General features: G+C 38.3%; 15 protein-coding genes and 1 rRNA gene. 2 read left to right on the top strand and 14 right to left on the bottom strand.

Going from position 1 to position 13,971, the window contains the following annotated elements:
- The 11 genes from BM260_RS17720 to cysK all read right to left on the bottom strand — a co-directional run.
- Positions 1 to 216, bottom strand: a 16S ribosomal RNA gene (locus BM260_RS17720); the annotation flags it as partial.
- A 442-nt stretch (positions 217 to 658) separates the two neighbouring features.
- Entirely contained in the window at positions 659 to 2,149 is a 1,491-nt protein-coding gene (lysS, locus tag BM260_RS17715) for a lysine--tRNA ligase (RefSeq protein WP_093538665.1), read from the bottom strand.
- A 178-nt stretch (positions 2,150 to 2,327) separates the two neighbouring features.
- On the bottom strand, positions 2,328 to 3,353 hold the full coding sequence (gene dusB, locus BM260_RS17710; RefSeq protein ID WP_093538664.1) for a tRNA dihydrouridine synthase DusB: 1,026 nt from the start codon (positions 3,351 to 3,353) through the stop codon (positions 2,328 to 2,330).
- Positions 3,353 to 3,574 (bottom strand): helix-turn-helix domain-containing protein, encoded by a 222-nt coding sequence (locus BM260_RS17705; RefSeq protein WP_093538663.1) that lies wholly within the window; start codon positions 3,572 to 3,574, stop codon positions 3,353 to 3,355. The genes dusB and BM260_RS17705 overlap by 1 nt, the downstream gene beginning before the upstream one ends.
- Positions 3,526 to 4,047 (bottom strand): 2-amino-4-hydroxy-6-hydroxymethyldihydropteridine diphosphokinase, encoded by a 522-nt coding sequence (gene folK / locus BM260_RS17700; RefSeq protein ID WP_093538662.1) that lies wholly within the window; start codon positions 4,045 to 4,047, stop codon positions 3,526 to 3,528. The genes BM260_RS17705 and folK overlap by 49 nt, the downstream gene beginning before the upstream one ends.
- Complete coding sequence (gene folB, locus BM260_RS17695; protein ID WP_093538661.1) at positions 4,044 to 4,409, bottom strand: dihydroneopterin aldolase; 366 nt, start codon at positions 4,407 to 4,409, stop codon at positions 4,044 to 4,046. The genes folK and folB overlap by 4 nt, the downstream gene beginning before the upstream one ends.
- A 5-nt stretch (positions 4,410 to 4,414) precedes the next feature.
- Entirely contained in the window at positions 4,415 to 5,272 is an 858-nt protein-coding gene (folP, locus tag BM260_RS17690) for a dihydropteroate synthase (RefSeq protein ID WP_093538674.1), read from the bottom strand.
- Complete coding sequence (gene pabC / locus BM260_RS17685; protein WP_093538660.1) at positions 5,272 to 6,111, bottom strand: aminodeoxychorismate lyase; 840 nt, start codon at positions 6,109 to 6,111, stop codon at positions 5,272 to 5,274. Before pabC ends, folP begins: the two co-directional genes overlap by 1 nt.
- On the bottom strand, positions 6,112 to 6,702 hold the full coding sequence (gene pabA / locus BM260_RS17680; protein WP_093538659.1) for an aminodeoxychorismate/anthranilate synthase component II: 591 nt from the start codon (positions 6,700 to 6,702) through the stop codon (positions 6,112 to 6,114).
- On the bottom strand, positions 6,699 to 8,078 hold the full coding sequence (locus BM260_RS17675; RefSeq protein WP_093538673.1) for an anthranilate synthase component I family protein: 1,380 nt from the start codon (positions 8,076 to 8,078) through the stop codon (positions 6,699 to 6,701). The genes pabA and BM260_RS17675 overlap by 4 nt, the downstream gene beginning before the upstream one ends.
- Positions 8,079 to 8,270: 192 nt before the next feature.
- A complete protein-coding gene (cysK, locus tag BM260_RS17670; RefSeq protein ID WP_093538658.1) occupies positions 8,271 to 9,194 on the bottom strand; it encodes a cysteine synthase A in 924 nt (307 codons plus the stop codon).
- 262 nt (positions 9,195 to 9,456) lie between these two features.
- Between cysK and BM260_RS17665 the strand changes: the two genes are divergently transcribed.
- Both BM260_RS17665 and BM260_RS17660 read left to right on the top strand, forming a co-directional pair.
- Positions 9,457 to 10,257: an alpha/beta fold hydrolase gene (locus BM260_RS17665; RefSeq protein WP_093538657.1), complete on the top strand. Its 801-nt coding sequence runs from the start codon at positions 9,457 to 9,459 to the stop codon at positions 10,255 to 10,257.
- Between the two features lie 27 nt (positions 10,258 to 10,284).
- Positions 10,285 to 11,259, top strand: a complete 975-nt coding sequence (locus BM260_RS17660) for a sensor domain-containing diguanylate cyclase (RefSeq protein ID WP_093538656.1) — start codon at positions 10,285 to 10,287, stop codon at positions 11,257 to 11,259.
- Between the two features lie 49 nt (positions 11,260 to 11,308).
- Here the strand turns inward: BM260_RS17660 and BM260_RS17655 are convergent, their stop codons facing one another.
- From BM260_RS17655 to BM260_RS17645, 3 genes are read right to left on the bottom strand one after another with little or no spacing between them, the layout of a single operon-like run.
- Entirely contained in the window at positions 11,309 to 12,229 is a 921-nt protein-coding gene (locus BM260_RS17655) for a peptidyl-prolyl cis-trans isomerase (protein WP_093538655.1), read from the bottom strand.
- Entirely contained in the window at positions 12,213 to 13,094 is an 882-nt protein-coding gene (hslO, locus tag BM260_RS17650; protein WP_093538654.1) for an Hsp33 family molecular chaperone HslO, read from the bottom strand. Before hslO ends, BM260_RS17655 begins: the two co-directional genes overlap by 17 nt.
- Positions 13,095 to 13,877 (bottom strand): type III pantothenate kinase, encoded by a 783-nt coding sequence (locus BM260_RS17645; protein ID WP_093538653.1) that lies wholly within the window; start codon positions 13,875 to 13,877, stop codon positions 13,095 to 13,097.
- Between the last annotated feature and the right edge of the window lie 94 nt (positions 13,878 to 13,971).

Below are 13,971 nucleotides of genomic sequence, written 5' to 3'. Positions count from 1 at the left end.
CCGTCTTTTAACATCTCCCCATGAGAGGAAATGGATTATTCGGTATTAGCCCCGGTTTCCCGGAGTTATCCCAATCTACAGGGCAGGTTGCCCACGTGTTACTCACCCGTCCGCCGCTAAATCAGAAGAAGCAAGCTTCTTCGTCATTCGCTCGACTTGCATGTATTAGGCATGCCGCCAGCGTTCGTCCTGAGCCAGGATCAAACTCTCCATAATAGTTCCTTCCGATATGCAGAGCACATCGGAAGGAACAAATCAGAACTAGTTTAAAAGCTCATTTTGTTTTGCTGGCATCATCATTAAATGATGTCCAAAATTGTTTTGCTATCATCCTAACAAGTTAGTTGAAAGCTATGTTTCTTAACGTTTTGCATGTTCAGTTTTCAATGTTCATGTTGTTGTAATGTCGTTTTGGCGACTTTAATATCATACCAAATCCTGATATCGTTGTCAACAACTTTTTTTAATTTGTTTTTCGTGTAAGTCACTAATGAAAATGACAACTTGATAACTATACCACCTGTGAAACGTTCTGACAAGTGGTTTTCTTAAATTTTATTTAAAAACTTCTAACGACTATTCTACACACAATATATAGTATAAATATAAAAAGTGAGCCACTACTAATAGTAGTAACTCACTTTTTATAATACCTATCTTAATCTTTATGACGCATTGTCGGAAATAATAGTACATCGCGAATAGAGGCCGAGTTAGTTAATAACATCACTAATCTATCTATACCGATACCTAGACCACCTGTTGGCGGCATTCCATACTCAAGCGCTTCTAAGAAATCTTCATCCATTTCATGCGCTTCGTCATTACCAGCTTCTTTTTCTACCATTTGTGCTTCGAAGCGCTGACGTTGATCAATAGGATCATTTAACTCTGTAAAAGCATTCGCATGCTCACGACGGACGATGAATAATTCAAAACGATCAGTAAAGCGGCCGTCTTCTGGATTTTTCTTCGCAAGTGGTGATACTTCTACTGGATGACCAAAGATAAATGTCGGTTGCACTAGTGTTTCTTCTACTTTTTGTTCGAAGAATTCATTTAATACATGTCCTACTTCCATAGATGGTCTTACATCTACTCCGTGCTCCTTAGCTAAAGCGTGCGCCTCTTCCTTTGTAAGCTCTGCCCAGAAGTCAACACCCGTAGTTTCTTTTACCGCATCAGCCATATGCCAACGTCTCCAACCCGGCGCAAGATTAATCTGATCTTCCCCGTAAGTTACCGTAGTTGTCCCTAAAACATCTTGCGCTACATGAGCAACTAAGTTTTCCGTTAGATTCATAATATCATTATAGTCTGCATAAGCTTCATACAATTCAATCATCGTAAACTCTGGGTTATGGCGTGTAGATACACCTTCGTTACGGAATACACGACCAATTTCATAGACTTTCTCTAATCCACCTACGATAAGGCGTTTTAAATGTAATTCAATTGCGATACGCATATATAATTCCATATCTAACGCATTATGATGCGTTATGAAGGGACGAGCTGCTGCTCCACCTGCTATTGTATGTAACATTGGTGTTTCCACCTCTAAGTAGCCTTCGTTATCTAAGTAACGACGCATAGCACGAATAATACGACTTCTCGTTATAAATGTATTTTTACTTTCTTCACTAGTCATTAGATCTAAATAACGTTGACGATAACGTTGCTCGACATCTTTTAAGCCATGGAATTTCTCCGGCATCGGTCGTAGAGATTTAGTTAAGAATGTGAACTCAGTTGCTTTTACAGATAGCTCTCCAACTTGTGTACGGAATACATTTCCACGTATACCCACTATATCTCCTAAATCAGCTGTATTAAATAACTCATAAGCGTCATCACCAATAGCATCTTTACGTACATAAATTTGAATTTGGCCACCAAGATCCTGAATATGCGCAAATCCTGCTTTTCCTTTTCCACGCTTCGTCATAATTCTACCAGCAATAATCACTTCATGTAGTGTTTCTTCTAATTGTTCTTTTGTAAATTGATCAAACTCAGCAACTACTTCATTACTTAAATGTGAACGTACGAATTTACTACCAAAAGCATCTAGCCCTTTTTCTTGTATTGAAGCCATCTTTTGTCTTCTCACCAAAAGTTGATCGTTTAATTCTTCCATATTAGACATGTTCGTCACTCCTCCACTATCTATTATCCGTAATTACTTTTTCACGTTGCATTTATTGTACACAATTTCTGCATTCTAATCATCTTTTTCTAATAGAAGAATACTTTTTCTATTATTCTGATTATGGTTTTAAACGGAAAAAGCTGCCACCTATAGTGACAGCCCTTTGGTTTATCGATTAAATCAGGATAGATTCTGCAGCCTCATATTCTTTAGAAGACTCCTCTGCAAAGTAACGTAAATAGTCTTTTAACTCTTGTGCAGATTCAGTTTGATTAATCTTGTTTCTTGCTATACCATTGCCCCGAATACCTTTTAAGTACCAAGATGCATGTTTGCGCATTTCTCTAACCGCAATATTTTCACCTTTTAGGGCCATTAAACGTTCAAAATGCAGTAAGCATATGTCCATTTTTTCTTGTACAGTTGGTTCTGGTTTTAACAGACCCGATTCCAAGTACTCTACTGTACGATAAATCATCCACGGATCACCTAGCGCAGCACGACCAATCATAACTGCATCTACACCTGTCTCATCTAGCATACGTTTTGCATCTTGAGGTGTATTTACGTCACCATTTCCGATAACAGGAATATTCACCGCCTCTTTCACTTGACGTATTAAATCCCAGTTTGCTTGTCCTTCATACATTTGGACGCGTGTACGACCATGGACAGCTACTGCTGATCCGCCAGCACGTTCTATAGCTTGGGCATTTTCCACCATATATAGATGTTCTTCATCCCAACCAGTACGCATTTTCACACTTACTGGTTTTTTAACGTTATCTACTACCGCTGCAACCATTTCATAAATCTTGTTAGGATCCAAAAGCATTCTAGCTCCGGCCTCGCATTTAATGATTTTGTTTACAGGACAACCCATATTGATATCAATGATATCCGCTGACGTGTTTTGGTCAACATACTTAGCTGCTTCTACAAGAGTTTCTTTTTCTCCACCAAAAATCTGAAGTGATAGTGGATTTTCACGCTCGTCAATATAAAGCATACTCAAGGTTCTTTCGTTTTTCTGTACAATCCCTTTATCCGAGATCATCTCAGCGTATACTAAGCCAGCTCCGAATTCCTTTACAGTCAATCGAAATGCTGAATTACAAATACCAGCCATTGGTGCTAATACTACTCGATTATCCATTATGTGATTACCTATTTTAAATGGTTTTGTCGATGCATTTGCCATCATTGTTCACCTACCTTTGTTTCTCCTTTTAATTCTTCTACTTGTATATGAAGTATAGAGGCAATCTTTTCTAATTGCTCCTCACTCGGAATTCGTTTACCCTGCTCAATTTGACCAAGTATAGACACAGACATTTCCATTTCTTTTGCAAGTTCAACCTGCTTTACCATTTTTAACCTACGAAATGCACGAATGCGCCGACCCCATCGAATGTTCTCCATAAATGGACGCCTTCTTTCTGAACTTGCGCAGCATCTGCTATTAACTGCTTAGATTGTGGATCTACTAAATCCGCTTGTAATTCCACAAGTGGTATAAGCACGAAGCCTCTTTCCATCATCCGTGGATGTGGGATAATAAGGTCCTCCGTTTTCATATTCTCTTTATTATACAACAAAATGTCAAGGTCTACAGTTCGGGGCCCCCAATGGATTTCTCGAGTTCGTCCTAATTGCGCCTCTATCTCATTACACTTTTTTAATATTTCATGTGGACTACATAACGTTTCAATCTCTACTACCATATTCAAAAATGCAGCCTGATCCTCATACCCCACCGGGTCTGTTTCATAAACCGAAGATACTTTGACTACATTCACTCCTTCTACTTGCTGCAACAACCGCACTGCTTGCTGAAGGAACTCCAAACGATTTCCTATGTTTGATCCTAGCGATATAAATACAGGATTCATCATAATGTCCCTCTAGTAATATCGACGGCCACAGAAGCATAATGTCCAACAATCGGGGGATTCGGTTTTACTAATTGGATACGGCAGCCACTAACCTTCTCTGCATATTCTTGTAAGATAGATGTAGCGACTTTTTCTGCAACTGCTTCTATTAATAAATACGGTTTGCCTTCTACTATTCCTTTGCATAGCTCAAAGACCTCTGCATAGTTTACAGTTTCCTCTAAATTATCGGTTTCACCTGCTTTTTTCAAATCACACGCTAACGTGATGGTTACTCTAAATATTTGACCTAACTTTGTTTCCTCTGGCAATGCTCCGTGAAATCCGTAAAATTCTAAGTCATTCAAATGTATATAATCCATTTATATTACGCCTCACTTTCCATATACTTCACTTTTCCAGTCAATACATCCATCATTTTCGTCATACGAGTTATTTCTTTTACATCATGTACTCGCACCAAATGACACCCAACTTGAACACCATAACAAACTGTTGCTCCAGTACCTTCCATTCGTTCATCGACAGGAAGATTCAAAACGTTACCGATTAATCGTTTACGAGACGTTGCCAATAATACAGGGTAACCCATCTCAACTAAATCACTTAAATGCTGTATCATCCAGATGTTTTGAGTAGTTGATTTGGCGAAACCAATACCCGGATCCAACCATATATGCTCGTCCGGAACTCCAGCCGCTTTCGTTATTTGAATACTCTCTTCTAAATCTTGTTTTGCTTCTGACCAGAAATCAGCATACTCTTCATTGTCTCTATTGTGCATCAATATTATCGGAACTCCATGATCAGCTGCAATTTTTGCTATTTCAGGATCTCTCTTAGCTCCCCAAATATCGTTTATCACATGTGCACCCGCAAGTACTGCAGCTTTTGCAACTGCGGATTTATATGTATCAATCGAGATTACTGTATTTACTTCTGCTCTTATCGCTTGAATGACAGGAACAACACGAGCAATTTCTTCATCATCTGAAATACGGGTATAGCCAGGTCTTGTAGATTCACCGCCAATATCTATTATTTTGGCACCATCAGCAACCATTTGTTTCGCTCTTGCAACAGCAGTTTCTATTTCGTTAAACTTTCCACCGTCTGAAAAAGAGTCAGGAGTAATATTTAATATACCCATCACAATCGTTTCCTTCTGAAAGTCTAACGCAACTCCACCAGCTTCAAACTTGCCACTATTTTTGTGTAAATTCATCATTCGATCCCTTCTTGCTGTATGCATCTTTTATAGCTATCATGTAACGCCTTATAAACTGGTCCCGCATTACCCCAAAACTGGATTTTCCCCAATTGCTTAATCGGTATTATTTCCTGTACCGCATTAGTGATAAATACTTCATCCGCCTTTTCTAATTCATCCTTTGTGAAGAAACCTTCTTCCACTTCAAATAAAGAACAGTTTCTCACCCACTCACGTGTCGTACCTGCTAAAATACCCGTTTGTAAAGATGGAGTATACAACTTCCCATTAGTGGACCAAAAAATGTTCGATGTTATTCCCTCTGCTACAAACCCATCTACCGTTAGGAAAAAACCTTCACAAGAAGCTAGCGACTCTAACTCGAATCTAGCTTGTACGTTATTCGCATAGTGGTGGGATTTATGACGCATACCACTTTCAGGAGTATTTCTAACTGTCTCTAGCCAGATAGCAGATTTCTCTGTGCCCCTAGTTGCAATTTGCAATGCTTTACGATATAAAATTACTGTCGGCTTCTTATAATACGAAGGTTGCAAACCAATGTCGTGGGGACCAGCCGAAATATTCAACCGAAAATAGCCATCCTCCCCATGATTCGCTTCTGTAAGTGCTGCTACCGCTGCAATTAGCTCCTGTTCTTCACAGGGCAACTCTATTCGGAAGTCGGAAAGTGCCCGGCATAAACGATTCCAGTGCGCATCCCATAAAAAAACTTTTCCATTGTATGTACGAAACGTTTCAAAAAAGCCAAGTCCATATAAAAAGCCGTGATCATATGCAGATACCATTAGTTCGTCTGCGCGGTAAAGTCTTCCATCTTTCCATGCATCCATTTAATGACTCTCCTTAGCGGTAAAGTTATACGTTTCAACAAAGTTACGGATGATTTTTTTACCTTCTTCGGTCATGATTGACTCCGGATGGTATTGAACTCCCTCTACAGCATACTTTTTATGACGAAGTCCCATTATTTCCCCTTCTTCTGTCCAAGCGGTAATCTCCAAACAGTCCGGTAATGATTCTCTTTCCACAAGTAAGGAATGGTACCTTGTCGCCTGAAAAGGATTTGGCATATCGCTATTCACACCAGTTTCGTCATGGAAAACTGGAGAAACTTTCCCATGCATTAATCGTTCGGCACGTATAACCTTTCCTCCAAATGCTTGTCCAATAGCCTGGTGACCTAAACAAACACCCAGAATAGGAATCTTCCCTGCAAAATACGTAATTACCTCCAAACTAATACCAGCTTCATTTGGTGTACATGGTCCAGGCGACACAACAATGACTTGAGGGTCTAGTTCTAGAATATTCTCTATAGTTATTTCGTCATTACGAACCACCTTTACTTCAATTTCTAACTCTCCTATATATTGAACGAGATTATAAGTAAAAGAATCATAGTTATCAATCATTAAGATCATTTGTACCCTCCTTCTGCCATAGCCTTCGCCTGCCACACTGCTTTTGCTTTGTTTAATGATTCCGTATATTCCGCGCTCGGTACCGAGTCAATGACAATGCCAGCACCAGCTTGTATATGAGCCATCCCGTCTTGAATAAATGCAGTGCGTATTACAATATTAAATTCTAAATCTCCGGAAAATCCTAACCACCCAATTGACCCAGTATATAGCCCTCTACGCACTGGCTCTAGCTCTTCGATTATTTCCATCGTCCGAATTTTAGGTGCACCGGTTATCGTACCTCCAGGGAACATTGCACGAATGATCTCTTTATTGGATGTACCAGATTGAAGTGTCCCTTTTACATTAGAGACAATATGCATCACATGAGAGTATTTTTCTATAACCATAAACTCATCCACTTCCACTGTTCCATAGGACGAAACACGGCCAAGGTCATTTCGCTCCAAATCGACAAGCATGACATGCTCCGCACGCTCTTTTTCATTTTCAATCAATTCATTTGCTAACAAGATATCTTCCGAGTCACTTTTCCCCCGTGGTCTTGTTCCAGCAATTGGTCTAGTAGATAACTCAGTCCCCTTTTTCTTTACTAATAATTCGGGTGATCCTGAGACAACAGAGAACTCTGGTGCTTGTATATAAGCCATATAAGGAGAAGGGTTGAATGCACGCAATGCTTCATACATTTCTATTGGACTTACTTTCAATTGTTTCGATTGTCTGACAGATAAGTTAACCTGGAAAACGTCGCCTTGCGCTATGTATTGTTGAACTTTCGATACGGCAGATTCAAACTCACTTGAGCTTACCGACACCTTTAACTCAGCTGGGTCTTCCGCTACTTCCATTGCAGAACCAGGATGAAACTTCCTTAAATCCATTCCCTTTTCAGCAGCTTCCATATACTCTTGCTTTAGTTCCATTAAATCTACATCACAAGTAGAGAGCTTCATTAACGTGACCACTTCTGTTTTTATATCTAATACTGCCCAACAATCGTACAGATGGAAATAGATATCTGGAATATGTAAATCATTCTCAGCCAAATCCGGTAAAACTTCTATCTTCCTTGCATAATCATAACTAATAAAACCAATAGCCCCACCTTGGTAGTCGGGTAGATTTTGCTGAAAAGGCAACTTATATTCAGAAACTAGTTTTTCTAACTCCTCTAGTGCCTCTCCTTCACGAACTTCTCTTTCTCCACTTCTCCAATGAATCTGCAAGCCATTTTCTACTGACTTTGCTATAGCTACAGGATTCCAAGCTGCAACAGATAAGTGACCACCCCTGCCACTCTCTAAAAACACGTTATATGGTTGCTCTTTTGTTAACATTTTATAAGCATAGAAAAATGTTTCCTTTGTCATATGAAAGGTATGTGTATCTAGTTTGATATTCACTTTCTCAAATCCCCCTATAAACGATTTGATTTCATCTTAACTTGAAACTACTCCTTTTCGCCACTAAGAAAATAATTGAAACTATTTATAAAATAGAAATACAGAAAAAAGAGGAAGCATTAACTGCTCCCTCTCTTCATATTTTCTATCTATTTGTTATTAATCTTCGAATTTGTATAAAGGTGTGCTTAAGTAACGCTCTCCATTATCCGGAACAATCGCTAATACCTTTTTCCCTTTTCCAAGTTCTTTAGCAAGTTGAAGGGCCGCATAAATTGCTGCACCTGCAGAAACTCCACCAAGAATACCTTCTAGTTTCGCTACTTCACGAGAAGTGGCATATGCATCGTCATTCGTTACTTGAATGATTGAGTCATAAAGCTTTGTATCCAGAACTTCTGGTATAAATCCTGCACCAATACCTTGAATTTTATGAGGGCCTGGTTTACCACCAGATAATATATTTGAATCAGTTGGCTCTACTGCAGCAATATGGATACCTGGGAAGTTTTCTTTTAACACTCCACCTGCTCCTGTAATTGTTCCACCAGTACCAATACCTGATACAAATCCATCTAATTGATCGAATGCCTCTACGATTTCAGGACCAGTTGTTAAGCGATGGATTTCTGGATTTGCTCCATTATTGAATTGTTGGGGCATAAACCAACCATTTTCTTTTGCAAGCTCTTCCGCTTTTGCAATAGCACCCTTCATACCGTCAGCACCTGGAGTTAATACAAGGTCCGCTCCGTAAGCGCGAAGTAGGTTTCTACGCTCTAAGCTCATAGTATCAGGCATAACTAATACAGCGTTATAGCCTTTTGCTGCCGCTATCATAGCAAGACCAATCCCTGTGTTACCACTTGTAGGCTCTATAATTGTGCCATTTTCTTTTAACTTACCTTCTTTTTCAGCAGCTTGAATCATGGCCATTGCGATACGATCCTTTACGCTACTCCCTGGATTAAAGTATTCAAGTTTTACATATACCTCAGCATCTTCAGGGTTTCCTACACGGTTTAATTTTACGATTGGTGTATTTCCGATCAAATCCAATACAGATTGCGCTAACTTCGTCATTTCTCCACTCCCAATCCCTACTTGTCTAATAGGTTTTATTTCTTAATCATACCAATGATTCAGTGAAAATGTCAATAAATTTACATTCAATATTTCTGAATATTCCATCATGAAAATTTATCCATATTATCATTTAAGCGATAGAATACTAAAAGTAACTCGTGTATAATTGATTATTTACAATGATTATACTTCGGAGAATTTTGTGCAAATGTCAACTTAAATTTAATGAAAACAAATCTAAGATGATCGGGGTTTTTTTATGAATAATATACTAGTTAGAAATAATGTGAAAATTTTAGGTGAGGGCGACCGCACTATTATATTCGCACATGGTTTTGGATGCGATCAAAATATGTGGAGATATATTACACCATTTTTTGAAAAAAATTATCAAATAATCTTGTTTGATCATGTAGGGTCAGGAAATTCAGATTTAACTGCGTATGATTTCGAAAAGTACAGCACACTTCATGGCTACGCTCAGGACGTTTTAGACATTCTGGAAACACTCAAATTAAAGAATGTTATATTTATCGGACATTCGGTCAGTTCCATGATTGGCATGCTTGCATCTATTGAACGCCCTGAATACTTCAGTAAAATGATAATGATTGGACCTTCTCCTTGCTATATCAATGAGGGGGACATATATCATGGTGGGTTCGAAGAAAAGGATGTCCTAGAACTACTCACTATGATGGAAATGAATTATTTTAGTTGGGCTAGCTTTATGGCACCGCTCGGTATGAAAAACCCTGACGTTCCTGCACTAACAGAAGAACTTGAAAAGAGCTTTACTCGATCAAATCCTTTAATAACTAGACAATTTGCTGAGACTACGTTCTTTTCTGACCATCGTGCAGATTTAGATAAAGTAACAACACCTACGTTAATAATGCAATGTTCTGATGACAGTATCGTACCTCTAGTAGTAGGCAATTATTTACACGAGCATATGAAGAATAGTACGCTTTACTTAATGGAAGCTAAGGGGCATTACCCTCACCTTAGCCATCCCAAAGAAACGATTAGTTATATAAATAATTTTCTATTGACGTAAATATTTGAATTGGAAGGATGTACTTTGATGGATAAGAGATTGCATAGTTTGCCGTGTGGTTACATTTCCATGACCCCGCAAGGAATAATTTTAGATGTAAATAGAACATTCCTTGAGATGGGAAACTACACACAAGACAATTTAATCTCCCATCATATTGAATCTATTATGTCCGTTGCCAATAAATTATTGTTCCACTCCTGTTTTTATCCTTTTATCCAACTAAATGGATATGTGGATGAAATATATTTAAACTTAAAAGGAAGTAATGGTACAGATATTCCAGTATTATTTAACGGGAAATATTATGAGGAAACTGATGTTGTAGATTGTATTTTTGTACATATGGGTAGACGAATAGATTATGAACAAGAAATACGTAAAGCTAAAATACTGGTAGAGGAAGCCTATCGTGAGAAAAATGTCGCTTTAGTAAAAATGGAAGAACTACATCTTGAGCTTGAACATAAGCAAATAGAATTACTAAAACTAAACAATAAGCTCGAGATACTTTCCATTACTGACGGGCTTACTGGTTTAAAAAACCGCAGATACTTCATTGAAAAATTAGATGAATACTTAGTGCAACTTAAACAAACCAATTGCCTCTTTTCACTGTTAATATTAGATATTGATCATTTTAAATCGGTCAATGATACACATGGACATCTTATAGGCGATGAGGTTTTAATCCAATTAGCTAAGCTATTGGCGGATTTTTTCCCAAAAGACTATACGATCGCTCGATATGGTGGTGAGGAATTCGTTGTAATTTTGCCTTTGAGAAATGAGGAAGAGTCTTTAAAAGAAGCAGAGCTATTAAGAAGTACCATTCAATTTGCTAAATGGGAGATCATGAAAATTACCGTGAGTATTGGTGTAGCGACTAGTAATCCTATGGATACAACCTCTTCTATTATGGCACATGCAGATAAAGCACTCTATTCTTCAAAGGAAAGCGGAAGGAATAAAGTGACACATGCTACTTTTCAGATCATCTAAATTAAAAAAGACCATCTTTATTATAAAAGATGGTCTCTAAACATATGAATTACTCACTATAAACCCAATCTGCATCAAACTCTTCCCAAAAAGCTTCTTGTGTAACTGATTGCGGAATTTGATCAAGCGCCAGTTCTCTGCGAATATGACCTTTTACATCAGGATAGGAAAAGGATTTACCTTCGAATATACTCTTCACCATTGCTACAGCGAATCTTCCATCCGCTAAGGTAATTGGTTTACTCCATTTACCTTTTTTGGTCTTCTGAATTGCATCAATTAAAACTTTATCCACCGATTCATTTCCTTCGGATATATAACCGATATCTCCACCTAGACTTGCCGAACTTGGATCAGCAGATCGTTCTCTAGCAAGTCCTTCAAAAGACGAACCATTTTCTAACTCTTTTGCAACTTTTTCGGCTTCAGCCTCTGTGTTTACATAAATGACACTTGTTCGATAAGATGTTGCAGTATTGTATAGATTTTTGTTATTGTCATAAAATGCTTTAATCGCCTCGTCCTCAATGACAATATCCTTGGCTAATACTTTTTCTAGAATTAAGCGAGAACGAATACTCTTTCTAACAATGTCTTCATCATTGGTTTGTAAGGACACGCCGTCTTGCGTTGAACGTATTAAAGCAAGTTCTAAATCCACTTCGTCATCCGTTACTTTAATCTTATATTTTTTAGCCGCAGCTTCCATAACTTCTGCATTCACAATATCTAACAAAACTTCTTTACCGTAGATAGACTCCATAGAAGCCATCCATTGTTCTTTCGTAATAACTTTTCCCGCTACGGACGCAACTTCTTCCGAATCATTAGATTTAGTCGTATCGTTTGGTATTAACCATGCGATGAACCACAGTAAATTACCTAGCAACAGGATACTCAGAACAACTAATACCGGTTTAGTTTTTAAGCGCTTTTTAGTAGGGGCATTATTATCATGCGTTAATTTCATCGATAAATGACTCCAATTCATCTACTGAATAATTGTATTTCTCCATACAGAAATGACAGTGTGCTTCGGCCCCTCCGTCTTCTTCGATCATTTCACGAATTTCCTTTTCACCTAGTGTGAAAATGGCCTTCCCGAATCTTTCTTTAGAGCAATTACAATCAAAAGAAACTGGTGCAGAATCTAAAATCCGAACATTATCTTTACCAAGAATTTCAAATAGTATTTCTTCTGGAGTTAAACCTCTTTCGATTAGTTTAGAAACAGGCTCCATCTTAGATAAATGCTCTTCAATAATTGTAATCGTTTCATCATCTGTTCCAGGTAGTAATTGTATTATAAATCCGCCAGCCGCCAGAATAGTGTTGTCTGGATTTACAAGAACGCCAAGTCCAACAGAAGAAGGAACTTGTTCAGAAACAGCAAAATAATATGTGAAGTCTTCGCCAAGTTCACCCGATACAATTGGAACTTGTCCTGTAAAAAAGTCTCGCATGCCCAAATCTTTTACAATCGTAAGTGTACCTTCTGTCCCTACAGCACGACGAACATCTAATTTACCATGTTCGTTTAAATCGAAATGGGTTTGAGGATTAGTTACATAACCACGTACTTCACCTTTTGCATTACTATCAATAATCATTGGACCAATTGGACCATTTCCTTCTACTTTTACCGTTATTTTATCCTCACCTTTTAACATAGCACCCATCATTAGTGAAGCCGTCATCGATCTTCCAAGTGCAGCAGATGCGGTTGGCCAAGTCCCGTGACGTCTTTGTGCTTCTCCTACTGTGTCAGTTGTACGAACCGCAAAGGCACGTACACTCCCTTCAAACGCTATAGCTCTTACTAAATAATCACTCATCTATTTATTACCTCTTTCATCAATATTTCGTTGATATATTAAATATAAACCTTTCAACGTTAAGAATGGATCAATAACATCCATTATAGTCGTTTCGTCCCCTATTAAGGAAGCCATACCACCTGTAGCTATTACTTTAGGTGTTTTCTTTGATACTTGCTTCATACGGTTTACAATACCTTCTACTTGCCCTACATAACCGTACACGATTCCAGCTTGCATTGCAGCAACTGTATTTTTCCCAATGACATTTTCAGGCCTTGTCAACTCTATACGCGGAAGCTTACTAGCTCTATTAAATAGGGCATCTGTTGAGATACCTATACCCGGAGCAATGGCCCCACCCATATACTCTCCAAGTTCATTGATAAAACAATAGGTCGTAGCAGTTCCAAAATCTACAATGATTAGAGGACTTCCGTATTCATGAATAGCAGCTACCGCATTTACTATTCGATCGGCCCCGACTTCACGCGGATTATCATATTTAATATTCAATCCCGTTTTGACTCCAGGACCAACCACAATGGGCTTAATGCCAAAATATTTTTTACACATAGCTTCTAAGGAAAACATAATAGGTGGAACAACAGAAGAGATTATGATGCCTTCTATTTGATCAAAAGAAATGGCGGCATGAGTAAATAATGCCTTCACCTGCATTCCATACTCATCTTCCGTTTTTAAACGATCTGTCTCCATACGCCAGTGATGTATCAGCTTATCGTTTTCGTAAACCCCTAACACAATATTAGTATTTCCTGTATCTAAAACAAGTATCATCTAGCTTATCCTCACCTTTTTGTTGCGTTTCCCACACATCATACCATATATATATACGAAGAAAAAAGCTGATTGCCTCGAGTTATAAGGAGGC

Source organism: Psychrobacillus psychrotolerans, from assembly GCF_900115805.1.
GTDB lineage: Bacteria > Bacillota > Bacilli > Bacillales_A > Planococcaceae > Psychrobacillus > Psychrobacillus psychrotolerans.
The sequence above is the reverse complement of the archived record's forward strand: the minus strand, read 5'-3'. Positions and strand labels throughout refer to the sequence as shown.

Bases quoted from the DNA above. Each gene is read 5' to 3' on its own strand.
- cysK (WP_093538658.1), bottom strand. From the start codon at position 9,194: ATGACGAAGTTAGCGCAATCTGTATTGGATTTGATCGGAAATACACCA.
- BM260_RS17675 (WP_093538673.1), bottom strand. From the start codon at position 8,078: ATGACAAAGGAAACATTTTTCTATGCTTATAAAATGTTAACAAAAGAG.
- dusB (WP_093538664.1), bottom strand. From the start codon at position 3,353: ATGGCAAATGCATCGACAAAACCATTTAAAATAGGTAATCACATAATG.
- BM260_RS17645 (WP_093538653.1), bottom strand. From the start codon at position 13,877: ATGATACTTGTTTTAGATACAGGAAATACTAATATTGTGTTAGGGGTT.
- BM260_RS17660 (WP_093538656.1), top strand. From the start codon at position 10,285: ATGGATAAGAGATTGCATAGTTTGCCGTGTGGTTACATTTCCATGACC.
- pabA (WP_093538659.1), bottom strand. From the start codon at position 6,702: ATGATCTTAATGATTGATAACTATGATTCTTTTACTTATAATCTCGTT.
- BM260_RS17655 (WP_093538655.1), bottom strand. From the start codon at position 12,229: ATGAAATTAACGCATGATAATAATGCCCCTACTAAAAAGCGCTTAAAA.
- hslO (WP_093538654.1), bottom strand. From the start codon at position 13,094: ATGAGTGATTATTTAGTAAGAGCTATAGCGTTTGAAGGGAGTGTACGT.
- BM260_RS17665 (WP_093538657.1), top strand. From the start codon at position 9,457: ATGAATAATATACTAGTTAGAAATAATGTGAAAATTTTAGGTGAGGGC.
- pabC (WP_093538660.1), bottom strand. From the start codon at position 6,111: ATGGATGCATGGAAAGATGGAAGACTTTACCGCGCAGACGAACTAATG.
- BM260_RS17705 (WP_093538663.1), bottom strand. From the start codon at position 3,574: ATGGAGAACATTCGATGGGGTCGGCGCATTCGTGCATTTCGTAGGTTA.
- lysS (WP_093538665.1), bottom strand. From the start codon at position 2,149: ATGTCTAATATGGAAGAATTAAACGATCAACTTTTGGTGAGAAGACAA.
- folK (WP_093538662.1), bottom strand. From the start codon at position 4,047: ATGATGAATCCTGTATTTATATCGCTAGGATCAAACATAGGAAATCGT.
- folP (WP_093538674.1), bottom strand. From the start codon at position 5,272: ATGAATTTACACAAAAATAGTGGCAAGTTTGAAGCTGGTGGAGTTGCG.
- folB (WP_093538661.1), bottom strand. From the start codon at position 4,409: ATGGATTATATACATTTGAATGACTTAGAATTTTACGGATTTCACGGA.